The sequence below is a fragment of the Streptomyces sp. TRM70350 genome (assembly GCF_019219825.1).
Taxonomy (GTDB): domain Bacteria; phylum Actinomycetota; class Actinomycetes; order Streptomycetales; family Streptomycetaceae; genus Streptomyces.
Map to the genome: position 1 here is coordinate 107,448 of NZ_JAHUXH010000011.1, position 22,852 is coordinate 130,299.

Annotated in this window: 16 protein-coding genes and 1 pseudogene; 14 read left to right on the forward strand and 3 right to left on the reverse strand. The window is 72.8% G+C overall.

Annotated elements, in window-relative coordinates:
- The first annotated feature begins 14 nt into the window (after positions 1-14).
- From KWI83_RS19030 to hemW, 3 genes are all read left to right on the forward strand, one after another.
- The gene (locus KWI83_RS19030; protein ID WP_218515557.1) at positions 15-1,889 is read left to right on the forward strand and encodes a long-chain fatty acid--CoA ligase; all 1,875 of its coding nucleotides are present in this window, start codon (positions 15-17) and stop codon (positions 1,887-1,889) included.
- 219 nt (positions 1,890-2,108) lie between these two features.
- Positions 2,109-4,748 (forward strand): ATP-binding SpoIIE family protein phosphatase, encoded by a 2,640-nt coding sequence (locus tag KWI83_RS19035; RefSeq protein ID WP_218515558.1) that lies wholly within the window; start codon positions 2,109-2,111, stop codon positions 4,746-4,748.
- 27 nt (positions 4,749-4,775) lie between these two features.
- Positions 4,776-6,008 carry a radical SAM family heme chaperone HemW gene (hemW, locus tag KWI83_RS19040; protein WP_218515559.1) on the forward strand — a complete coding sequence of 411 codons (1,233 nt, stop codon included), beginning with the start codon at positions 4,776-4,778 and terminating at the stop codon, positions 6,006-6,008.
- 50 nt (positions 6,009-6,058) lie between these two features.
- On the opposite strand, the gene KWI83_RS19045 is transcribed toward hemW, so the two are convergent.
- Together KWI83_RS19045 and KWI83_RS19050 are read right to left on the reverse strand one after the other, a co-directional pair.
- On the reverse strand, positions 6,059-6,868 hold the full coding sequence (locus KWI83_RS19045; protein WP_218515560.1) for a DUF3097 domain-containing protein: 810 nt from the start codon (positions 6,866-6,868) through the stop codon (positions 6,059-6,061).
- A gap of 29 nt (positions 6,869-6,897) precedes the next feature.
- On the reverse strand, positions 6,898-7,632 hold the full coding sequence (locus KWI83_RS19050; protein ID WP_218515561.1) for an MBL fold metallo-hydrolase: 735 nt from the start codon (positions 7,630-7,632) through the stop codon (positions 6,898-6,900).
- 185 nt (positions 7,633-7,817) lie between these two features.
- Here KWI83_RS19050 and hrcA point away from each other — a divergent pair, with 185 nt between their 5' ends.
- The 9 genes from hrcA to KWI83_RS19095 all read left to right on the forward strand — a co-directional run bounded on the left by hrcA (position 7,818) and on the right by KWI83_RS19095 (position 18,647).
- Positions 7,818-8,834, forward strand: coding sequence for a heat-inducible transcriptional repressor HrcA (gene hrcA / locus KWI83_RS19055; RefSeq protein ID WP_218515562.1), 1,017 nt, complete (start codon positions 7,818-7,820; stop codon positions 8,832-8,834).
- On the forward strand, positions 8,835-9,974 hold the full coding sequence (gene dnaJ, locus KWI83_RS19060; protein WP_218515563.1) for a molecular chaperone DnaJ: 1,140 nt from the start codon (positions 8,835-8,837) through the stop codon (positions 9,972-9,974). It abuts the gene before it with no gap.
- Positions 9,975-10,209: 235 nt separating this feature from the next.
- Entirely contained in the window at positions 10,210-11,286 is a 1,077-nt protein-coding gene (locus KWI83_RS19065; protein ID WP_218515564.1) for a nitronate monooxygenase, read from the forward strand.
- Positions 11,283-12,023, forward strand: coding sequence for a 16S rRNA (uracil(1498)-N(3))-methyltransferase (locus tag KWI83_RS19070; RefSeq protein WP_218515565.1), 741 nt, complete (start codon positions 11,283-11,285; stop codon positions 12,021-12,023). Before KWI83_RS19065 ends, KWI83_RS19070 begins: the two co-directional genes overlap by 4 nt.
- 249 nt (positions 12,024-12,272) lie before the next feature.
- Entirely contained in the window at positions 12,273-12,806 is a 534-nt protein-coding gene (locus tag KWI83_RS19075; RefSeq protein WP_374106337.1) for a hypothetical protein, read from the forward strand.
- Positions 12,807-12,867: 61 nt separating this feature from the next.
- Complete coding sequence (locus KWI83_RS19080) at positions 12,868-16,083, forward strand: S41 family peptidase (protein WP_218515566.1); 3,216 nt, start codon at positions 12,868-12,870, stop codon at positions 16,081-16,083.
- 288 nt (positions 16,084-16,371) lie between these two features.
- On the forward strand, positions 16,372-16,725 hold the full coding sequence (locus tag KWI83_RS19085) for a histidine triad nucleotide-binding protein (RefSeq protein ID WP_218515567.1): 354 nt from the start codon (positions 16,372-16,374) through the stop codon (positions 16,723-16,725).
- Between the two features lie 6 nt (positions 16,726-16,731).
- Complete coding sequence (locus KWI83_RS19090; RefSeq protein WP_218515568.1) at positions 16,732-17,637, forward strand: ribonuclease Z; 906 nt, start codon at positions 16,732-16,734, stop codon at positions 17,635-17,637.
- A 20-nt stretch (positions 17,638-17,657) separates the two neighbouring features.
- Positions 17,658-18,647: an adenosine deaminase gene (locus KWI83_RS19095; RefSeq protein WP_218515569.1), complete on the forward strand. Its 990-nt coding sequence runs from the start codon at positions 17,658-17,660 to the stop codon at positions 18,645-18,647.
- Here the strand turns inward: KWI83_RS19095 and KWI83_RS38750 are convergent.
- Positions 18,635-18,946 (reverse strand): annotated as a pseudogene (locus tag KWI83_RS38750) (MFS transporter); the annotation flags it as partial. The gene KWI83_RS19095 and the pseudogene KWI83_RS38750 overlap by 13 nt on opposite strands.
- Before the next feature lie 519 nt (positions 18,947-19,465).
- Between KWI83_RS38750 and KWI83_RS19105 the strand changes: the two are divergent.
- A complete protein-coding gene (locus KWI83_RS19105) occupies positions 19,466-20,578 on the forward strand; it encodes a carbohydrate kinase family protein (protein WP_218515665.1) in 1,113 nt (370 codons plus the stop codon).
- 115 nt (positions 20,579-20,693) lie between these two features.
- Positions 20,694-22,841 (forward strand): PhoH family protein, encoded by a 2,148-nt coding sequence (locus tag KWI83_RS19110; RefSeq protein WP_218515570.1) that lies wholly within the window; start codon positions 20,694-20,696, stop codon positions 22,839-22,841.
- Positions 22,842-22,852 lie beyond the last annotated feature (11 nt).

The window sequence follows — 22,852 nt, forward strand, 5'->3', positions numbered from 1 at the left end:
CCCCGGAGGATGTCGTGAGCGACACACAGACCTTGATCGAGAACCGTCCGCCGTCCGTCGCGGGCCTCTTCCTGGAGCGCGTTTCGGCCACCCCGGACGCCGACGCCTTCCGCTATCCGGTCCCGCCCGCCTCGGGGCAGGGCCCGGACGACTGGAAGTCGCTGAGCTGGGCGCAGGCCGCCGAGCGGGTGTACGCGATCGCGGCCGGGCTGATCGAGCTGGGCGTCCAGCCGGAGCAGCGGGTCGCGCTGGCCTCCGCCACCCGGATCGAGTGGATCCTCGCCGACCTCGGCATCATGTGCGCGGGCGCGGCCACCACCACGATCTACCCGCAGACCAACGCCGACGAGTCGGCGTACATCCTCGCCGACTCCGGCAGCCGCGTGCTCATCGCGGAGAACGCCGAGCAGCTGGCCAAGGCGCAGGAGAAGCGCGCCGAGCTGCCCGATCTCACGCATGTCGTGGTCATCGACGCGGAGGGCGTGGAAACCGGCGACTGGGTGCTCAGCCTCGCCGAGCTGGAGTCCCGGGGCGCCGCCCGGCTGGAGAAGGACCCCACCCTGGTCAAGGACCGGGTCGCCGCGATCACCAAGGACCAGCTGGCCACCCTGATCTACACCTCCGGTACGACCGGCCGGCCCAAGGGTGTCCGCCTGCCGCACGACAACTGGTCGTACATGGCGAAGGCGATCGCCGCGACCGGGCTGCTCGGTCCGGACGACGTGCAGTACCTGTGGCTGCCGCTCGCGCACGTCTTCGGCAAGGTGCTGACCTCCGGGCACATCGAGGTCGGGCACATCACCGCCGTCGACGGCCGGGTCGACAAGATCATCGAGAATCTGCCGGTGGTGCAGCCGACGTACATGGCGGCCGTGCCGCGGATCTTCGAGAAGGTCTACAACGGCGTCGCCGCGAAGGCCCGGGCCGGTGGCCCCGCCAAGTACAAGATCTTCCAGTGGGCGGTGGGCGTCGCGCGCGAGTACGCCAAGGTCACGCAGGACAACTTCCGCCGCACCGGGACCCGCACCGCGCCGTTCGGGCTCGCCGCCAAGCACAAGGTGGCCGACGTGCTCGTCTACTCCAAGCTGCGGGAGGCCTTCGGCGGGCGGCTGCGGGCGTGTGTGTCGGGGTCGGTGGCCCTGGCGCCGGAGATCGGGTACTTCTTCTCCGGTGCCGGCATCCACATCCTGGAGGGGTACGGACTGACCGAGTCCTCCGCGGCGTCCTTCGTCAACCCCGGTGAGGCGTACCGGACCGGCACGGTCGGCAAGCCGCTGCCCGGGACCGAGGTGCGGATCGCGGAGGACGGCGAGATCCTGCTGCGCGGGCCCGGGATCATGGAGGGGTACCACGGGCTGCCCGAGAAGACGGCGGAAGTGCTGGAGCCGGACGGCTGGTTCCACACCGGGGACATCGGGGAGCTGTCGCCCGACGGGTATCTGCGGATCACCGACCGGAAGAAGGACCTGTTCAAGACCTCGGGCGGAAAGTACGTCGCGCCGACCGAGATCGAGGGCGCCTTCAAGTCGGTGTGCCCGTACGTGTCCAACATCCTGGTGCACGGGGCCGACCGGAACTTCTGCACCGCTCTCATCGCGCTCGACGAGGCGTCGATCATGCAGTGGGCGAACGAGAACGGGCTGGAGGGGAAGTCGTACGCCGAGGTGGTGGCCGCGCCGGCGACCGTGAAGATGGTCGAGGGGTATGTGCAGCAGCTGAACGCGGGGCTTCAGCGGTGGCAGACGATCAAGAAGTTCCGGCTGCTGCCGCGGGACCTCGATGTGGAGCACGGGGAGATCACGCCGAGTCTGAAGCTGAAGCGGCCGGTGGTGGAGCGGGAGTACCAGCATCTGCTGGATGAGATGTACGCGGGGACGCGCGAAGCGTAGGGGCTGCTGAGGGGATGTGCGGCTGGCCGTTGTGTGTGGCCGGCCGCAAATCCTCGCGCCCCTGGGTGGGTCAGGGCGTCCTTCGTTTGTTAGTTGGCGTCTTCTGGCCGAAATTGGCCACTTCCGTAACTCGGCGCTTATGTGTGGGGTCTGTCTGTCACCCTGTCGGCATTGATCGAGGCGTAGTCGTCTTCGTCCGAGCCGCTCGGGGAGCTGTAGATGGGGGCCGTTCCGGCGCAACGGGAGTCCGTATCCCTGTCCCTTGTCTCCGTGCGCCCCGGCGCACAGGTGCGCGCCGCGCTGAACGGGAGCCCGCTCGCGCCGGGTGCCGCCCGGGGACTGCTGCGCGCGGCGTTCCAGGAGTGGACCGGCCTCGGGCTGCCCGGCGCCGAGCGGCTCACCGACCGGCTGGCCCATGACGCCATGGTCGTGTTGAGCGAGCTGGTCACGAACGCCGTCGTGCACGCCGGTACCGATGTCGAGCTGGTCTGCCGGCTGGAGCCGGACTCCGGCGCCGTCGTCGTGGAGGTCTGCGACCACCACCCCTCGCGGCCGCCCCGGGACGGGGAGCGCGAAGCGGCGTACGAGACCCCGGAGTACGGGCGCGGGCTGCGTCTCGTCGCCGCGCTCTCCGAGGCCTGGGGCGTGACCTATCGGCGGGGCGCCAAGACGGTGTGGGCGCGGGTGTCCGCCGAGGTGTGTCCGGAGGCGGAGGCCGAGGGGTACGACCCCGAGCGCACGGGCTTCTTCGGCGCCGAGTTCCTCGCGCCCGGGCCCCATCGGGCCGAGCGCGACCGGGACTGGCTCGGCCGGGGCGCGCTGTCCTTCCTCGCCGAGGCCTCCGACTTGCTCGCCGGACAGCTCGACGAGGACCTCGTCGCCGCGCTCACCGGCCAGCTGATCGTGCCCCGGCTGGCGGACTGGTGTGCGGTGTGGCTGGAGGACGAGGTCCTGGGCGGCAGGGCCGGGTGGGGCGAGGGCGGACCGCGGCTGGCGCGGGTGTGGCACACCAGCGAGGAGCGGATCGAGGAACTCCGACGCTGCCTGGAGAAGGAACCGCCGCGGGTGGAGGACGGACTGACGCCCTCGGGGCCGGTGCCCTATCCGTGGCCTGGGGACCCCGGGGCCGACAGCTCGCTCGGCGAGGGGGCGTGGCCTGGGGGCCCGGGCCGTGGCGGTCGGGGCCACGATCACGCGGGGCAGGGCGTCCCGGGGCCCGGCAGCCCTGGCCCTGTCAGTCCGGGCCCCGGCGTCCCGGGCACCAACGGTCCGGGCCCTGGCGTGCTGGGATCCGGCGATCCGGGTCGGGGGCATGTGGGCCAGGGCGTCCCGGGCCCTCGCGATTGCGGCCATGGCGATCCGGGCCCCGATCACGCCGCCCAGGGCGTCCCGGGCCCTGGCAATCCGGGCCCCGGCCACGCGGCGCAGGGCATCGCGGGCCCCGGCGTTCCGGGCCGCGGTATCCCGGGCACCAGTGGTCCGGGCCCTGGCGTGCTGGGATCCGGCGATCCGGGTCGGGGGCATGTGGGCCAGGGCGTCCCGGGCCCTCGCGATTGCGGCCATGGCGATCCGGGCCCCGATCACGCCGCCCAGGGCGTCCCGGGCCCTGGCAATCCGGGCCCCGGCCACGCGGCGCAGGGCATCGCGGGCCCCGGCGTCCCGGACCCTGGCAATCCGGGCCCCGGCCACGCGGCCCAGGGCATCGCGGGCCCCGGCGTCCCGGGCCCCGGCCACGCGGCCCAGGGCGTCCAGGGCCCCGGCGTCCCGGACCCCGGCAATCCGGACCCCGGCCACCCAGAGATCGGCAACCCGCCCCCGGCCACCCCACCCCCGGACCGCCCCTGGCCCCAGCAACCGCACGCTGACGCCGAGGGGCCCGGCGTCTCCGGCGCGGCCGAAGGGGGCGCCGGTGGTACGGCCCTGTCGTATCGGCTCGTCGCCGGGGGGCAGCCGCTCGGTTCGCTTGTTATCGGGCGGGCCGGAGGCGAGGGTTTCCCGGACGAGATCACCGGGCTCGTCGAGGATCTGAGCCGTCGGGTGGCGCTGGCCATCGGGGCGGCCCGGCAGTACGCCCGGCAGGCCACCATCAGCGCCGTACTCCAGCGCGGCCTGCTGCCCGGCGCGGTCGCGCAGATCCCCGGCGTGCGCAGCGCCCTCGTGTACGAGCCCTGCGACAAGGGCGGGCCCAGCGGCGACTTCTACGACGTCTTCCCGGCCGGCCACGGACGCTGGTGCTTCGCCGTCGGTGACGTCCAGGGCAAGGGACCCGAGGCCGCCGTCGTCATCGGGCTGGCCCGCCCCTGGCTGCGGCTGCTCGCCCGCGAGGGCTACCGCGTCGCCGACGTCCTCGACCGCCTCAACCAGCTCCTCCTCGACGACGCCACGGAGGCCGCCGACGCCGCCGCCCGCGCCCTGGTCGGCCCCGCCGGTCCGGGCGACGGCCCGCAGACCCGCTTCCTCTCCCTCCTCTACGGCGAACTCGCCCCCTTCGACGGCGGCGTCCGCTGCACCCTCGCCTCCGCCGGGCATCCGCTGCCGCTGCTCCTCGGGCCCGACGGCGACGTCCGCACGGCCGCGCGGCCGCAGACCCTGCTCGGGGTCGTCGAGGACGAGACGTACACCAGCGAGAGCTTCGAGCTGCGGCCCGGCGACACCCTGCTGTGCGTCACGGACGGGGTGACCGAGCGGCGCAGTGGCTCGCGCCAGTTCGACGACGGGGACGGGCTGGCGGCGGCGCTGTCGGGGTGTGCGGGGATGAGCGCCGAGCTGATCGCCGAGCGGATCAGGCAGTTGGTGCACGAGTTCGGCGGACGGCCGCCGGAGGACGATCTCGCGCTGCTGGTCCTGCAAGCGGAGTGACGCGCCGCGTACGGGACAATGGAGGACATGCCTTCCGCACTTCCCGACGGCGAGCCCGTCCCCCACGACGGCGCGCTGCCCCCGGCCGCGCTCGCCGGGGCGGCGGACCGACCCCTCGGGTTCTATCTGCACGTCCCGTACTGCGCGACCCGCTGCGGCTACTGCGACTTCAACACCTACACGGCGACCGAGCTGCGCGGCACGGGCGGGGTGCTCGCCTCCCGCGACAACTACGCCGACACGCTGATCGACGAGATCCGGCTGGCCCGCGAGGTGCTCGGCGACGATCCGCGCGAGGTCCGGACGGTCTTCGTCGGCGGCGGTACGCCGACACTGCTGGCCGCGGACGACCTCGTACGGATGCTGGGGGCGATCCGGGAGGAGTTCGGGCTGGCGGCGGACGCCGAGGTCACGACGGAGGCCAATCCCGAGTCGGTCGACCCGGCGTATCTCGCGGCCCTGCGGAAGGGCGGCTTCAACCGGGTGTCCTTCGGGATGCAGAGCGCGAAGCAGCATGTGCTGAAGGTCCTGGACCGGACCCACACCCCCGGCCGCCCTGAGGCGTGCGTCGCGGAGGCCCGCGCCGCGGGCTTCGAGCACGTCAACCTCGACCTGATCTACGGCACACCGGGGGAGTCCGACGACGACTGGCGGACCTCGCTGGACGCGGCGCTGGGGGCTGGGCCGGACCACATCAGCGCGTACGCGCTGATCGTCGAGGAGGGCACGCAGCTGGCTCGGCGCATCCGCCGGGGCGAGGTGCCGATGACGGACGACGACGTGCACGCCGACCGGTACCTGATCGCGGAGGAACGGCTCTCCGGGGCCGGTTTCGAGTGGTACGAGGTGTCCAACTGGGCCACCTCGGACGCCGCCCGCTGCCTGCACAACGAGCTGTACTGGCGCGGCGCCGACTGGTGGGGCGCGGGGCCCGGCGCGCACAGCCATGTCGGGGGCGTGCGGTGGTGGAACGTGAAGCATCCGGGGGCGTACGCGGCGGCACTGGCGGCGGGGAAGTCCCCGGGCGCGGGCCGCGAGCTGCTGTCCGCCGAGGACCGGAGGGTGGAGCGCATCCTGCTGGAGCTGCGGCTGCGGGACGGGGCACCGCTCGGCCTGCTCCGGGAGGAGGGCCTCAGGGCATCCCGCAGGGCGCTGTCCGAGGGGCTCCTTCAGCAGGTGCCGTACGAGGAGGGGCGTGCCGTGCTGACCTTGCAGGGGCGGTTGCTGGCCGATGCGGTGGTGCGGGACCTGGTGGACTGAAGCCCTGAGCAGGGGCTGTAAGACGCCCTGAGCAGTGACCGCAAGACGCCCTACGCGGGTGCGGTGACGAAGTCAATCAGCTCCTCGACCCTTCCCAGCAGCTCCGGTTCCAGGTCCTTGTACGACCGCACCCGCCCCAGAATCCCCCGCCACGCCTCCCCGGTGTTCTCCGGCCACCCCAACGCCCGGCACACCCCCGCCTTCCAGTCCTCCCCGCGCGGCACCCGCGGCCACCCCGCGATCCCCAGCGACGACGGCCTCACCGCCTCCCAGATGTCGATGTACGGGTGGCCCACCACCAGCGCGTGCTCGCTCGTCACCGCCTGTGCGATCCGCCACTCCTTCGTGCCCGGCACCAGGTGGTCCACCAGGACGCCCAGCCGCGCGTCCGGGCCCGGCGCGAAATCGGCCACGATCGACGGAAGGTCGTCCACGCCCTCCAGGTACTCCACGACCACGCCCTCGATACGCAGGTCGTCGCCCCAGACCTTCTCGACCAGCTCGGCGTCGTGCCGACCCTCGACGTAGATACGGCCGGCGCGGGCCACGCGCGCGCGTGCGCCGGGGACGGCGACCGAACCGGAGGCGGTGCGGGTGGGACGTGCCGGAGCCGAAGCAGACGGCCGTACGAGGGTCACCACCTTGCCCTCCAGCAGAAAACCCCGCGGCTCCAGCGGGAACACCCGGTGCTTGCCGAAGCGGTCCTCCAGCGTCACCGTGCCCGCCTCGCAGCGGATCACCGCGCCGCAGAAACCGGTGCCGGGCTCCTCGACCACCAGACCGGGCTCCGCGGGGACCTCCGGGGCGGGCTGCTTCGGCTTCTTCCACGGCGGGGTCAGGTCCGGAGAATACTGGCGCATTCGCATGACGATATGGACAGGTCGCTACGTCATCCGGGCGACACGCCGAATCGGGCGGCCAGGGCGTCGCGCTGGCGCCGTACGAACGCCGCGTCCACCACCGCTCCGTGACCGGGCACGTACAGCGCGTCCTCGCCGCCGAAGCTCACCAGCCGGTCCAGCGCGTCCGGCCAGTGCGACGGCACCGCGTCCGGGCCCGCCTGCGGTTCACCGGACTCCTCGACCAGGTCGCCGCAGAAGACCACCTCGGGCTCACCCGGCACGAGGACCGCCAGGTCGTACGCCGTGTGCGCCGGGCCCACGTTCGCCAGCAGGACCTGGCGGCCGGGGCCCAGGTCGAGGGTCCACTCGCCGGAGACGAGGTGGCGGGGCGGGACCAGGGTGTCGGCCGCCTCCTGGGCCGCCGCGGCGTCGAGGCCGTGATGGACGGCGTCCGCGCGGAGTTCCTCACGGCCGCGCCGGCCGCCGAGCACGGCGTCGATGCCGACCGCGCCGAAGACCTCCGCCCCGGCGAAGGCCGCCGCGCCGAGGACGTGGTCGAAGTGGGGGTGGGTGAGCGCGAGATGGGTCACACGGTGACCGGCGAGCGCCTCCGCCTGCGCCCGCAGCCGTGCCCCCTCCGCGAGGCTCGACCCCGCGTCGATCAGCAGCGCCGCGCCGCGTCCCACCACCAGCCCCACCGTGCAGTCCCAGCCGGGCAGGCGACACCGCCCGGCACCGGCCGCCAGCCGCTCCCAGCCCACCTCTTCCCAAGTCACGCTCATACAGCGACGCTAGGCCCTGTCGCCCCGTTCCCGCCTGCCGTACGCCCCACCCGGCACGACCTCGCGGGACCGGCCTTGCCCGGGGCGTACCCGACGGCCGTACACTGGGCCGGTAAGGCTGGCACTCGCGTGCGTCGAGTGCCAGGGGGAGCGCCAAGGGGACGACGTACTGGAGGTGTGCGCGGATGCTCAGTGAACGAAGGCTCCAGGTACTGCGCGCGATCGTCCAGGACTACGTCGGTACCGAGGAGCCGGTCGGTTCCAAGGCGCTCACCGAGCGGCACAGCCTCGGCGTCTCCCCGGCGACCGTCCGCAACGACATGGCGGCCCTGGAGGACGAGGGATACATCGCCCAGCCGCACACCAGCGCCGGGCGCATCCCGACCGACAAGGGCTACCGGCTCTTCGTCGACAAGCTGGCCGAGGTCAAGCCGCTGACCGCGCCGGAGCGGCGCGCGATCCAGAACTTCCTCGACGGCGCCGTCGACCTGGACGACGTGGTGACCCGGACCGTACGGCTGCTCGCGCAGCTCACGCGGCAGGTCGCCGTCGTGCAGTACCCGTCGCTGACCCGGTCCACCGTGCGGCACGTGGAGCTGCTGTCGCTGGCACCCGCGCGCGTGATGCTGGTGCTGATCACGGACACCGGGCGGGTGGAGCAGCGGATGGTCGACTGCCCGGCGCCGTTCGGCGAGGCGTCGCTGGCGGATCTGCGGGCGCGGCTGAACAGCCGGGTCGCGGGCCGCCGCTTCACGGATGTGCCGCAGTTGGTGCAGGATCTGCCGGAGGCCTTCGAGGCGGAGGACCGCGGCACGGTCCAGACGGTGCTCTCCACCCTGCTGGAGACGCTCGTCGAAGAGACGGAGGAGCGGCTGGTGATCGGCGGTACGGCCAATCTCACCCGCTTCGCACATGACTTCCCCCTCACCATCCGGCCGGTGCTGGAGGCGCTGGAGGAGCAGGTCGTGCTCCTCAAGTTGCTGGGCGAGGCGAAGGATTCGGGCATGACCGTGCGCATCGGGCACGAGAACGCCCATGAGGGACTCAACTCCACGTCGGTGGTGTCGGTCGGCTACGGTTCGGGCGGCGAGGCAGTCGCCAAGCTCGGCGTGGTCGGACCGACCCGCATGGATTACCCGGGAACGATGGGAGCGGTACGCGCAGTGGCACGGTACGTCGGACAGATCCTGGCGGAGTCGTAAGTGGCCACGGACTACTACGCCGTTCTCGGCGTGCGCCGCGACGCGTCGCAGGAAGAGATCAAGAAGGCCTTCCGGCGGCTCGCACGCGAGCTGCACCCGGACGTCAACCCCGATCCGAAGACACAGGAGCGGTTCAAGGAGATCAACGCCGCCTACGAGGTGCTCTCGGACCCGCAGAAGAAGCAGGTCTACGACCTCGGCGGCGACCCGCTGTCGCAGGCCGGGGCAGGCGCCGGTGCGGGCGGCTTCGGCGCGGGCGGCTTCGGGAACTTCTCGGACATCATGGACGCGTTCTTCGGTACGGCGTCGCAGCGCGGGCCGCGCTCGCGCACCCGCCGGGGCCAGGACGCGATGATCCGGATCGAGGTCGAGCTCGACGAGGCGGCCTTCGGCACGACGAAGGACATCCAGGTCGACACGGCCATCGTCTGCGCCACGTGCAGCGGCGAGGGCGCGGCGCCGGGGACCTCCGCGCAGACGTGTGACATGTGCCGGGGTCGTGGTGAGGTCTCGCAGGTCACGCGGTCCTTCCTGGGCCAGGTCATGACCTCGCGCCCCTGCCCGCAGTGCCAGGGCTTCGGCACCGTGGTGCCCAACCCGTGCCCGGAGTGCGCGGGCGACGGCCGCGTGCGGTCGCGTCGCACGCTCACGGTGAAGATCCCGGCCGGTGTGGACAACGGCACCCGCATCCAGCTCGCCGGTGAGGGCGAGGTCGGCCCGGGCGGCGGTCCGGCGGGCGATCTGTACGTGGAGATCCACGAACTCCCGCACCCGACCTTCCAGCGGCGCGGCGACGACCTGCACTGCACGGTCACGATCCCGATGACGGCGGCGGCCCTCGGTACGAAGGTGCCGCTGGAGACCCTGGACGGCCTGGAGGAGGTCGACATCCGCCCGGGCACCCAGTCGGGCCAGTCGATCCCCCTGCACGGCCGGGGTGTCACACACCTGCGCGGCGGCGGGCGCGGCGACCTCGTCGTCCACGTCGAGGTGCAGACCCCGACCAAGCTCGACGTGGAGCAGGAGCGCCTCCTGAGGGAACTGGCCAAGCTGCGGGGCGAGGAGCGGCCGCAGGGGCAGTTCCAGCCGGGGCAGCAAGGGCTGTTCTCGCGGTTGAAGGACGCGTTCAACGGGCGCTGACAGTCGGAGCTGCGCGGGTGCTGAGGGCGGCCGGGGGGCCGGGGGTTGTCCCCCGGGCAGGCGCAGTCAGCCGGGGCAGCAGGGGCTGTTCTCGCGGCTGAAGGACGCGTTCAACGGGCGCTGAGTCCTCGTTCAACGGGCGCCGAGTGCTCCCAGGAACCGCGGCATGCCGCTGGCCTATGCCAGACGTCAGGCCGGATTCGGACTTGTTCGGAGGACGTGACAACATGCCGTCATGTCCTCCGCACTGACCGATCTCGTTCCGCTTCCGATCGTGCAGGCCCCCATGGCGGGCGGCGTCTCCGTGCCGCAGCTGGCCGCGGCCGTGTCCGAGGCCGGGGGGCTCGGATTCCTCGCGGCCGGTTACAAGACGGCCGACGGCATGTACCAGGAGATCAAGCAGTTGCGGGGGCTGACCGGCCGCCCCTTCGGGGTGAACCTCTTCATGCCCCAGCCGGAGTATGCCGAGCCCGCCGCCGTCGACGTCTACGCCCAGCAGCTGGCCGGTGAGGCCGCCTGGTACGACACCGAGCTCGGCGACCCCGACAGCGGCCGGGACGACGGCTACGACGCCAAGCTCGCGGTGCTCCTCGACAACCCGGTACCGGTGGTGTCGTTCCACTTCGGCGTCCCCTCCCGTGACGTCCTCGACTCCCTCCGGCGGGCCGGAACGCTCACCCTGGTCACCGCCACCACCCCCGACGAGGCCCGGGCCGTCGAGCGGGCGGGCGCCGACGGGGTGATCGTGCAGGGCGCCGAGGCCGGCGGCCACCAGGGCACCCACCGGGACATCCCCGAGAACGACGGCTCGGCCATCGGGCTGCTCTCCCTGCTGGGCCAGATCCGCGAGGCGGTCGGCCTGCCGCTCGTCGCCGCCGGCGGCATCATGCGCGGCAGCCAGATCGCCGCCGCCCTCGCGGCCGGCGCGAGCGCGTCGCAGCTCGGCACGGCGTTCCTCGCCACGCCCGAGTCCGGCGCCAACGCCGTGCACAAGCAGGCGCTGACCAACCCGCTGTTCGTCCGTACCGAGCTGACCCGCGCCTTCTCCGGCCGCCCGGCCCGTGGCCTGGTCAACCGTTTCATGCGCGAGCACGGCCCGTACGCCCCCGCCGCCTACCCCGAGATCCACCACCTCACCTCCCCGATCCGCAAGGCCGCCGCGAAGGCGGGCGACGCGCAGGGCATGGCGCTGTGGGCGGGACAGGGGCACCGGATGGCGCGCGAGCTGCCCGCCGGGCAGCTGGTGGAGGTGCTGGCGGCCGAGCTCGCGGCGGCCAGGACAGCGTTGTCCTCCGGAGGCGGTGCCGGATGACCGCGCCGGTGTTCGTCGTCGAGCACGTCGGCGCGAGCAGCGAAGGGCGGTACGTCCTCGACGGGCCCGAGGGGCGGCACGCGGTCTCCGTGAAGCGGCTGCGGCCCGGTGAGGACGTGGTCCTCACCGACGGGGCCGGGCGCTGGGCGGAGTGTGTGGTCCTCGACACCGAGGGCAAGGACCGGCTGATCGTCCGCATGGACTCGGTGGCCGAGGAGCCGGTGCCGGAACCGCGCATCACGGTCGTCCAGGCGCTGCCCAAGGGCGACCGGGGCGAGCTGGCCGTGGAGACCATGACCGAGGTCGGGGTCGACGCGATCGTGCCGTGGGCGGCGGCCCGCTGCATCACGCAGTGGAAGGGCGAGCGCGGCACCAAGGCCCTCGCCAAGTGGCGGGCCACCGCCCGCGAGGCCGGCAAGCAGTCCCGGCGCGTGCGCTTCCCCGAGGTCGCGGACGCGGCGACGAGCAAGCAGGTGGCCGCGCTGCTCGCCGAGGCCGACTTCGCCGCCGTACTGCACGAGAGCGGCGACGAGCCGCTGGCCGCGGCCGAACTCCCCACCGAGGGGGAGATCATGCTGGTGGTCGGCCCCGAGGGCGGCGTCTCCCCGGAGGAGTTGGCGCTGTTCGCGGACGCCGGGGCACGTGCCTACCGGCTCGGGCCCACCGTGTTGCGCACCTCGACGGCCGGTACCGCGGCGGCGGCACTGCTGCTCGGCCGTACCGGACGCTGGTCCTGATCCCCGCGCCTGCTCGGCGAACTGGACGACACCGCGACGGCCACCTCAAGGACCCGGAGGGCAACCTGGTGGAACTGCACGCCTGACGACGACTCGCGCAGGGTGAGCAGGTTGCCGTGGCCGTCGGTCACGCAGCCGAGGACGAGTGGCAACGTTCCTCCGCAGCAAGGCGGTTGGGTGACGGGTGAGGGCACCGAGTGGCCGTATGCGCCCTACCACGACGGCCGGGACAGTGGCACGCTGCCGTCCATGGGGGCATTGCGGTGGATGTGCGGCCGCCCTCGCGGGCAGCGGGTGGCCGGTGCGACGGCGGTCGTGGTGGCCGGTGTGGGCGGGCTGGTGGCCTGTGAGCCGGGGGCCATCAGTTCGGTGACCGTGGCCTACACGACCGACGAGCTGGTGACCAGGGAGCTGGAGCGGCAGAAGGCCGACGTGCAGTGGCTGAGCTGCACCGCCGACTTCGGCGAGCGGAGCGGGTCGACGCCGTCCGCCGGTGTGAACACCGTCGCGGACGTCGACTGCGAGGGGCAGACCTCCGACGGCAAGGACATCACCGTCACCGGCAAGGTGACCCGCGCGGTCGACGGCGCCTGCGTGCGCGGCGACCTCACCGCGAGGATCGACGGCAGGGAGTGGTTCCGGGTCAGCGGACTCGGCGACTGCGACGCCACCTCCGCCCCGCCCGTCGACACCCCGCCCGGCGGCGGCCCCACCACCACGGTGACCGTCACCAAGACCGTCTACTGCCAGAGCGCTCCCCCATGCCGGCCCGAGGGCAAGTAGCAGGTGCGGCAAGTGATCCAAACCTCTGTGCGCGGGCCCCGCGCCTGCGTAGGGTGACCTGGTGACCCAGTCCGCAGTGCCCGCGTATCTCCGGTTTCCGCATGTCCAGGGCGAGTTGGTGGCCTTCACCGCCGAGGACGACGTCTGGCTCGCGCCCCTCGACGGCGGGCGCGCCTGGCGGGTCAGCGCCGACAACGTGCCGGTGACCCAGCCACGCATCTCGCCCGACGGCACGACCGTCGCCTGGACCTCCACCCGCGACGGCGCCCCCGAGGTGCACATCGCGCCGGTCGACGGCGGCCCCGCCCAACGCCTGACGTACTGGGGCAGTTGGACGACCCGGGTGCGCGGCTGGACGCCCGACGGGCAGGTCCTCGCCCTCACCACCCACGGCCAGGCCACCCTCCGCCGCACCTGGGCGCACGCCGTCCCGCTCGACGGCGGGCCCCCGGCCAGGCTGCCGTACGGGCCCGTCGGCGCGGTCGCGTACGGCCCGCACACCGTGCTGCTGTCCGCGACGATGGGCCGCGAGGCGGCCGCCTGGAAGCGGTACCGGGGCGGTACGGCGGGCAAGCTGTGGATCGACCGTGCCTCCCAAGGGGAAGAGGGAGCCGGGGAGTTCGTACGACTCCACGCGGACCTCGACGGGAACATCGAGTGCCCGGCCTGGGTCGGCGACCGGATCGCCTTCCTGTCCGACCACGAGGGCACCGGCGCGCTGTACTCCTCCCTCGCCGACGGCTCGGACCTGCGGCGGCACACTCCCCTCGACGGCTTCTACGCCCGGCACGCGGCGAGCGACGGCACCCGCGTCGTGTACTCCTCCGCCGGTGAACTGTGGCTGCTGGACGACCTCGACGGGACCGAGCCGCGCCGCCTCGACATCCGGCTCGGCGGGCAGCGCACCGACCGGCAGCCGTACCCGGTGAACGCCTCCCGCTGGTTCGGGTCGGCGTCCCCCGACCACACCGCGCGCGGCAGCGCGGTCGCCGTGCGCGGCGCTGTGCACTGGGTCACCCACCGCTCCGGGCCCGCCCGCGCGCTGGCCGCCGAACCCGGCGTCCGCGCCCGGCTGCCCCGCACCTTCCGCTCCGAGGGCGAGGAGTGGGTGGTGTGGGTGACGGACGCCGAGGGCGAGGACGCCCTGGAGTTCGCGCCCGCCACCGGGCTGACCCCGGGCTCGATCCCGCGCCGGCTCGCCGCGGGCCGGCTCGGCCGGGTCCTCGGCCTCGCCATGGCCCCCGACGGCAGCCGCGCCGCCGTCGCCTCGCACGACGGACGGCTGCTGCTCGTCGAGCGGGAGACCGGCGAGGTGCGCGAGGTCGACCGCAGCGAGCACGGCGACGTGCGCGGGCTGGTCTTCTCGCCCGACTCCGCCTGGCTCGCCTGGTCCCACCCCGGCCCGCGCCCGCTGTGCCAGCTGAAGCTCGCCAACACCACCGACCTGTCGGTCACCGAGGCGACCCCGCTGCGCTTCCAGGACTACGCCCCCGCCTTCACCACCGACGGCAAGCACCTCGCGTTCCTGTCCAACCGCTCCTTCGACCCGGTCTACGACGAGCACGTCTTCGACCTGGCCTTCGTGGTCGGCGACCGGCCGCACCTGATCACGCTGTCCGCGACCACGCCGTCCCCGTTCGGCCCGCAGCGGCACGGCCGTCCCTTCGAGGCGCCGGACAAGGACGAGACACCCGACAGCGAGGGCACGCCGACCACGCGGATCGACCTCGAAGGCCTCGCCGACCGGATCGTGCCGTTCCCCGTCGAGGCCGGGCGCTACTCCAACCTGCGCGCCGCGAAGGACGGTGTGCTGTGGCTGCGCCACCCCGTGGAGGGCGTCCTCGGCTCCTCCCGGGCCACCCCGGACGACCCCGACCCCAAGACCGAGCTGGAGCGCTACGACCTCGCCCAGCAGCGCCTGGAGCACCTCGCGGCGGACGCCGACCACTTCGAGGTCAGCGGGGACGGCAAACGGGTGCTCCTTTGGACGAGTGATCGCCTGAAGGTCGTACCGAGCGACCGGCGTGCCTCCGGCGACGACGACAGCGACACCAACGTCACCGTCGACCTCACCCGCGTCCGCCAGACGATCGACCCGGCGGCGGAGTGGCGGCAGATGTACGACGAGACCGGCCGCATCATGCGCGACCACTTCTGGCGGCCGGACATGAACGGCGTCGACTGGGACGCCGTCCTCGACCGCTACCGGCCCGTCCTCGACCGGGTCGCCACCCACGACGACCTGGTGGACCTCCTGTGGGAGGTCCAGGGCGAGCTGGGCACCTCGCACGCCTACGTCGTCCCGCGCGGCGGACACGGAGGCGGCGCCCGGCAGGGACTGCTCGGCGCGGACATCTCCCGGCACCCGGACGGCAGTTGGCGCATCGACCGCGTCCTGCCCTCGGAGACCTCCGACCCGGACGCCCGCTCACCCCTGGCCGCCCCCGGCGTCGCGGTGCGCGCCGGGGACGCGATCGTGGCGGTGGCCGGACGGGCGGTGGACCCGGTGACCGGGCCGGGTCCGCTGCTGGTCGGTACGGCGGACAAGCCGGTGGAGCTGACCATCTCGCCGTCCGGCGGGGGCGAGGTGCGGCACGCGGTGGTCGTACCGATCGCGGACGAGGAGCCGCTGCGCTACCACGCGTGGGTCGCGGACCGGCGGGCGTATGTGCACGAGCGGTCCGGCGGGCGGCTCGGCTATCTCCATGTGCCGGACATGCAGGCGCCGGGCTGGGCGCAGATCCACCGGGACCTGCGGGTCGAGGTGGGCCGGGAGGGGCTCGTCGTGGACCTCCGGGAGAACCGGGGCGGGCACACCTCCCAGCTGGTGGTGGAGAAGCTGGCCCGGCGGATCGTCGGCTGGGCGGTGCCGCGCGGGATGCGGCCGTACAGCTATCCGCAGGACGCGCCGCGCGGGCCGGTCGTCGCCGTCGCCAACGAGTTCTCCGGGTCGGACGGCGACATCGTCAACGCGGCGATCAAGGCGCTCGGGCTCGGGCCGGTCGTCGGGGTGCGGACGTGGGGCGGCGTGATCGGCATCGACAGCCGCTACCGGCTGGTGGACGGCACGCTGGTCACCCAGCCGAAGTACGCCTTCTGGCTGGAGGGTTACGGCTGGGGCGTGGAGAACCACGGCGTGGACCCGGACGTGGAGGTGGTGCAGCGCCCGCAGGACCACGCGGCCGGGCGGGACCTTCAGCTGGACGAGGCGATAAGGCTGGCGTTGGAGGCGCTGGAGGACAGCTCGGCGAAAACACCGCCCAGCTTGCCCACCTAAGGGGACCTTGCACTATGCCCGCCCGGGTCGCGCGGCCTGGCACCGCACCTCGCCGCGTTGCCGAAACGCCCAGGTGGCTCCGCTACCAGGGCGCTCCGGCGCCTTGCGATGCACGGCACCAGACCACGCGACCTGATCGGACGCTCATAGTGCAAGGACCCCTGAGGGGCGCGGGGCTGTGTCGATATGCGGCTCCGCCGCGTGGGCGCGCCAGCCACGCAACCACCCGCACCCGGCGACGATACGATGCCCCCACACGCGATCAACCGCTCGACCCCCGGAGGGAACATGGCAGGGGAGCCGCAGGACGACTGTCTGTTCTGCAAGATCGTCGCGGGGCAGATCCCGGCGACGATCGTGCGGGAGACCGAGACGACCGTCGCGTTCCGGGACATCAACCCCCAGGCGCCCACCCACGTCCTGGTGATCCCCAAGGCGCACTACCCGGACCCCGCCGCGCTCGCCGCCGCCGAGCCTGAGATCGCCGCGGACGTGCTGCGCGAGACCCAGGCGGTCGCCGACGAGGACAAGCTGGAGAGCTACCGCATCGTCTTCAACAAGGGCCCCGGCGCCGGCCAGACCGTCTGGCACACGCACGCCCACGTCCTGGGCGGCCGCGGCCTGGAATGGCCGCCCGGGTAAGTCGACGTGTCCGTACGTGAACTGGTGGTCCTCGGCACCGCCAGCCAGGTCCCGACCCGGCACCGCAACCACAACGGCTACCTCCTGCGCTGGGACGGCGAGGGCATCCTGTTCGACCCCGGCGAGGGCACCCAGCGCCAGATGCTGCGCGCCGGGGTCGCCGCCCACGACATCGACCGGATCTGCGTCACGCACTTCCACGGGGACCACTCGCTGGGCCTGGCCGGAGTGATCCAGCGCATCAACCTCGACCAGGTGCCGCACCCGGTCACCGCGCACTACCCCCGCTCCGGGCAGCGCTTCTTCAACCGGCTGCGGTACGCGACCGCCTACCGCGAGACCGTCCAGCTCACGGAGTCCCCGGTGGACCGCGACGGGGCGCTCGCCTCCTGCGGGACCTACACGCTCGAAGCCCGCAAGCTCTCCCACCCCGTCGAGTCCTACGGCTATCGCCTCGTCGAGCCCGACGGGCGCCGCATGCTGCCCGAACGGCTCGCCGCGCACGGCATCAAGGGGCCGGACGTCGGCCGGATCCAGCGGGAGGGGACGCTCGGCGGGGTCGCCCTCGAAGAGGTCAGCGAGGTGCGGCGCGGGCAGCGGTTCGCGTTCGTCATGGACACCCGGCTGTGCGAGGGCGCGTACGCGCTCGCCGAGGGCTGCGACATGCTCGTCATCGAGTCGACGTTCCTCGACGAGGACGAGGAACTCGCCGTGGAACACGGCCACCTGACGGCCGGTCAGGCGGCGCGGGTGGCAAGGGAGAGCGGCGTACGGCATCTCGTGCTCACCCACTTCAGTCAGCGCTACTCGGAGCCCGACGCGTTCGAGCGGCAGGCGCGGGCCGCCGGGTTCGAGGGGGAGCTGAGCGTGGCGCACGACCTACTGAGAGTGCCGCTTCCGAAGCGTCGGTGAAACGCCCGTACGATGAGATGATGCCCCTCCCGAAAGCCGAACTGCACCTCCACATCGAAGGCACCCTGGAGCCGGAGCTCGCTTTCGAGCTCGCCGCACGCAACGGCGTGCGGCTGCCCTACGCGGACACCGACGAGCTGCGCGAGGCGTACCAGTTCGAGGATCTGCAGTCCTTCCTGAACCTGTACTACGAGCTCATGGCCGTGCTGCGCACCGAGCGGGACTTCGCGGACCTCGCGAACGCCTACCTCGCCCGGGCCGCCGCGCAGGGCGTACGGCACGCGGAGATCTTCTTCGACCCGCAGGCGCACATCTCCCGGGGGGTCGGGATGGGCACGGTGGTCGAGGGGCTGTGGCGGGCGCTGGAGCACAGCGAGCGCGAGCACGGGATCTCCACCCAGCTGATCATGTGCTTCCTGCGGGACGAGTCCGCCGAGTCGGCGATGGCGACGCTTCAGGCGGCGAAGCCGTATCTGGACCGGATCACCGGGGTCGGGCTGGACTCCGCGGAGGTCGGGCATCCGCCGGTGACGTTCCGCGAGGTGTACCAGGCCGCCGCCGCCCTGGGCCTGCGGCGGGTGGCGCACGCGGGGGAGGAGGGGCCGCCGGAGTACATCACCGAGGCCCTCGACGTGCTCGGCGTCGAGCGCGTCGACCACGGGCTGCGCTGCATGGAGGACCCGGCGCTGGTGGAGCGGCTGGTGCGGGAGCGGATCCCGCTGACGCTGTGCCCGCTGTCCAACGTCCGGCTGCGTGCCGTCGACGCCCTCGCCGAGCACCCGCTGCCCGCCATGCTCGACGCCGGGCTGCTGTGCACGGTCAACTCCGACGACCCGGCCTACTTCGGCGGGTACGTCGGCGACACCTTCGACGCCGTGCGCGCGGCCCTCGGGCTGAGCGAGGAACGGCTGCGCGAGCTGGCCCGCAACTCCTTCGTCGCGTCCTTCCTGGAGCACGACGAGGCGCGGCGGGCACGGTATCTGGCAGAGGTGGACACCTACGAGTTCTGAGGCGCCCCGAGGGGGCGCGGGGAACCGCGCGACACACCACGACGAACCCGCACACGCCCGACGGCACAGCGCGGCACCCCCGGTGGAGCGCTGCCACACCTCCCCGCGCCCAGCGCGACCGCCGTCATCGGCACGGCGATCACCAGCAGCCCGACGGCCGGGACCGCGCCCATCGCCGGGAGTCCGGCCTGCGCCGACAGCAGACTGCCGGTCAGCGGACCCGCCGCCGTGCCCAGCGGGGACGCCGAGCCGACCCGGACCGCCCAGCGGCCGCGCGGGTCGAGGGAGGCGGCGAGGCCCGGATCGCCTGCTGCACCGGCGCCGGCTGGACGACGACGGCACACCTGCGCGACCGCGACGACGCGGCCGTGGTGCGGATCGCCGACCCGGAGTGGGTCACCCCCGCCATGCCCCGCTGGTGACTCCGGGGTCCGCACCTGGGGCGAAGGCCGGCGCCTCACGGGGCACGCGGCCTCCCGCGCGGCCCACGCGGGGCCCGCACCCGGCCTGACGGCCGCCCGCCCGCGCCAGGCCCGCCCTCCCAGCCGCGCCGCAGGCCCCCCAGGCCCAGCTCCCAGGCCCCCCAGCCTCGCTGCCAGGCCCCCCAGGCCCCGCCGCTCCAGGCCCCCAGCCCCGCCGCAGGCCTGCAGCCGCCCCGCGCACGCCCAACACCCGGCCGCCCCCGCACACCCGACGCAGCCGCCTCCCCCTGACCGCGCAACCGTTGTCAGTGACGTGGTGCACACTGGCCAGATCAGCACCACGTCAGGGAGCGCACTGTGACCGCGTCCACCGGAAAGGGGCCGCAGCCCACCGCAATGGCGGTGCCGACCATCCGAGAGGGTCGGTACTGCCACGCCCACGTCGACCCCCTGGCCGCCCTGCGCGGGCAGGGTGAGCCGCCCTGGGACGTCTATCTCACCGGCACCGTCTTCCTCGACATCATCTTCACCGGGCTCGACTCCGCCCCGGTGCGCGGGACCGAGTCCTGGGCGCGCGGGATGGGCTCCAGCCCCGGCGGCGTCGCCAACATGGCGACCGCGCTGTCCCGCCTCGGCCTGAAGACGTCCCTCGCGGCGGCCTTCGGCGACGACCACTACGGCGACTACTGCTGGGACGCCCTGGAGCAGGGCGAGGGCATCGACCTCACCCCGTCGCGCACGGTGCGCGGCTGGCACTCGCCGGTCACCGTCTCGATGGCGTACGAGGGCGAGCGCACGATGGTCTCCCACGGCCACGAGCCGCCCCCCGAGGAGCCCGCCCCCGACTGCCCCCCACGCGCGCGTGCCGCCGTCGCCTCGCTCGTCCCCGGCGAGCGTGCCCCCTGGATCGCACAGGCCGCGAGCAGGGGCACCCGCGTCTTCGCCGACGTCGGCTGGGACGACACCGGCGCCTGGGACCTGTCCGGCCTCGCCGACCTCGAACACTGCGAGGCCTTCCTGCCCAACGCCGAGGAGGCGATGCGCTACACCCGCACCACCTGCCCCCGCGCCGCCGCGCACGCCCTCACCGCACACGTACCGGTCGCCGTGGTCACCCTCGGTGCGGAGGGCGCGTACGCCGTGGACCGCCGTACCGGCGAGAGCGCGGAGGTCCCGGCGATCGAGGTCGAGGCCCTGGATCCCACCGGCGCGGGAGACGTCTTCGTGGCGGGCTTCGTCACCGGCACCCTGGCCGACTGGCCCCTCGCCGACCGGCTCGCCTTCGCCGGCCTCACGGCCGCACTGTCCGTCCAGGAGTTCGGCGGCTCCCTGTCGGCCCCCGGCTGGTCCGAGATCGGGGCCTGGTGGCGCAAGGTCCAGTCGTACGACGACCAGGACCCCGCGGCCCTGCGCCGGTACGCCTTCCTGGAGGACCTCATCCCCGCCACGGCCCGCCCCTGGCCCCTGCGCCGCGCGGTCCCGACGATCGGCTTCGGCCGGTCCGCCTGACGTCGAAAAGGCCTACGGCGATGTCAGTCCCCCGGCGTACCCTGGAAATCGCCAGGCCGCCCTTGTGGCAGGCGAGTCGTATCAAGGAGGACGTGCAGGCCTTCAGCGCCGGCCCATGACTCAGACACCCACAGCTCACACCCCCGCGCAGGGGCAGGCACGAGTGCAGTTCACCGTTCCGGCGGCCCACCCCATGGTGACCGTGCTGGGCTCCGGCGACGCCCTCCTGCGCGTGATCGAGAAGGCCTTCCCGGGGGTCGACATCCACGTCCGGGGCAATGAGATCAGCGCGGTCGGCGACCCGGCGGAAGTCGCCCTCGTCTCGCGTGTGTTCGACGAGATGATGCTGGTGCTCCGCACCGGGCAGCCGATGACGGAGGACGCAGTGGAACGCTCGATCGCCATGCTCCGGGCGACTGAGGACGGCGAGGGGCCGCAGGAGACCCCGGCCCAGGTGCTCACCCAGAACATCCTGTCCTCCCGCGGTCGCACGATCCGCCCCAAGACCCTCAACCAGAAGCGGTACGTCGACGCGATCGACAGGCACACGATCGTCTTCGGCATCGGCCCCGCCGGCACCGGCAAGACGTACCTGGCCATGGCCAAGGCCGTGCAGGCCCTGCAGTCCAAGCAGGTCAACCGCATCATCCTGACCCGCCCCGCGGTCGAGGCGGGCGAGCGCCTCGGCTTCCTGCCGGGCACGCTGTACGAGAAGATCGACCCGTACCTGCGGCCCCTGTACGACGCGCTGCACGACATGATCGACCCGGACTCGATTCCGCGGTTGATGGCGGCGGGGACCATTGAGGTGGCGCCGCTGGCGTATATGCGTGGAAGGTCGCAACCGATCTTCACGAACGTCCTGACACCGGACGGCTGGCGCCCCATCGGCGATCTCCGGGTTGGTGACCTGGTGATCGGCTCGAACGGCGAGCCGACCCCGGTCCTCGGTGTCTATCCGCAGGGCGAGAGGGACATCTACCGCGTCACGGCCCAGGACGGCTCGTGGACCCTGTGCTGTGGCGAGCACCTGTGGACGGTCCGCACGGCCGCGGACAAGCGCCGCAACAAGCCGTGGCGGGTCCTGGAGACCCAGGACATGATCGGCAACCTGCGGGCGGCGCACGCGCGCCGGTACGAGCTGCCGCTGCTCACGGCGCCGGTGTGCTTCCCGGAGCGCGAGGTCCCGATGGATCCGTACGCGCTGGGGTTGCTGCTGGGTGACGGTTGTCTCACGGGCTCTACCACTCCCTCCTTCGCAACGGAGGATCCGGAGCTGGCCGAGGCGCTGGAAACCGCGCTGCCCGGTGTCGCGGTACGCCACAGGGGCGGACCCGACTACACCCTCAACCGGATCAAGTCCCCGGGCGACGTAGTCACCTTGGAGAACCCCGTCACGCGGGTTCTGCGAGAGCTGGACCTGCTGCGCACTCGCTCGCACACCACGTTCGTCCCGGACGACTACCTCTTCAACTCCGCCGAGGTCCGGCTGGCCGTACTCCAAGGTCTGCTCGACTCCGGCGGCGGGCCGGTCACCCAGGCGGACCGCACGTGCCGGATCCAGTACACGACGACGTCGATCGTGCTGCGGGACGACGTGATCTCGCTCGTGCAGTCACTGGGTGGTGTCGCGTACTCCCGTCGTCGCGTAGCCAAGGGCCGCAAGCCCGGTCTCGCGAAGGGCCGGGAGGTCGGGTACCGGTACGACGCCCACGTCATCGACATCCGCCTCCCCGAAGGCATCGAGCCTTTCCGTCTCGCGCGCAAGGCCGAGAAGTACCACGCGGCCGGAGGCGGCGGACGCCCGATGCGGTTCATCGACAGCATCGAGCCCGCCGGGAGGGAGGAAACCGTCTGCATCCAGGTGGCGGCCGAGGACTCGCTGTACGTCACGCAGGACTACCTGCTGACGCACAACACCCTCAACGACGCCTTCATCATCCTGGACGAGGCCCAGAACACCAGCCCCGAGCAGATGAAGATGTTCCTCACCCGCCTCGGCTTCGACTCGAAGATCGTCATCACCGGTGACGTGACCCAGGTCGACCTCCCGGACGGCACCAAGTCCGGTCTGCGGCAGGTGCGGGAGATCCTGGAGGGCGTGGAGGACGTCCACTTCTCCATGCTGTCCTCCCACGACGTCGTACGGCACAAGCTGGTCGGCCGTATCGTCGACGCGTACGAGAAGTACGACAACAAGCACGGCACCCAGAACGGCACGCACAAGGGCCGGGGCGGCAAGGCCGGGCACAAGGGGAAGTAGAGAACACGCAC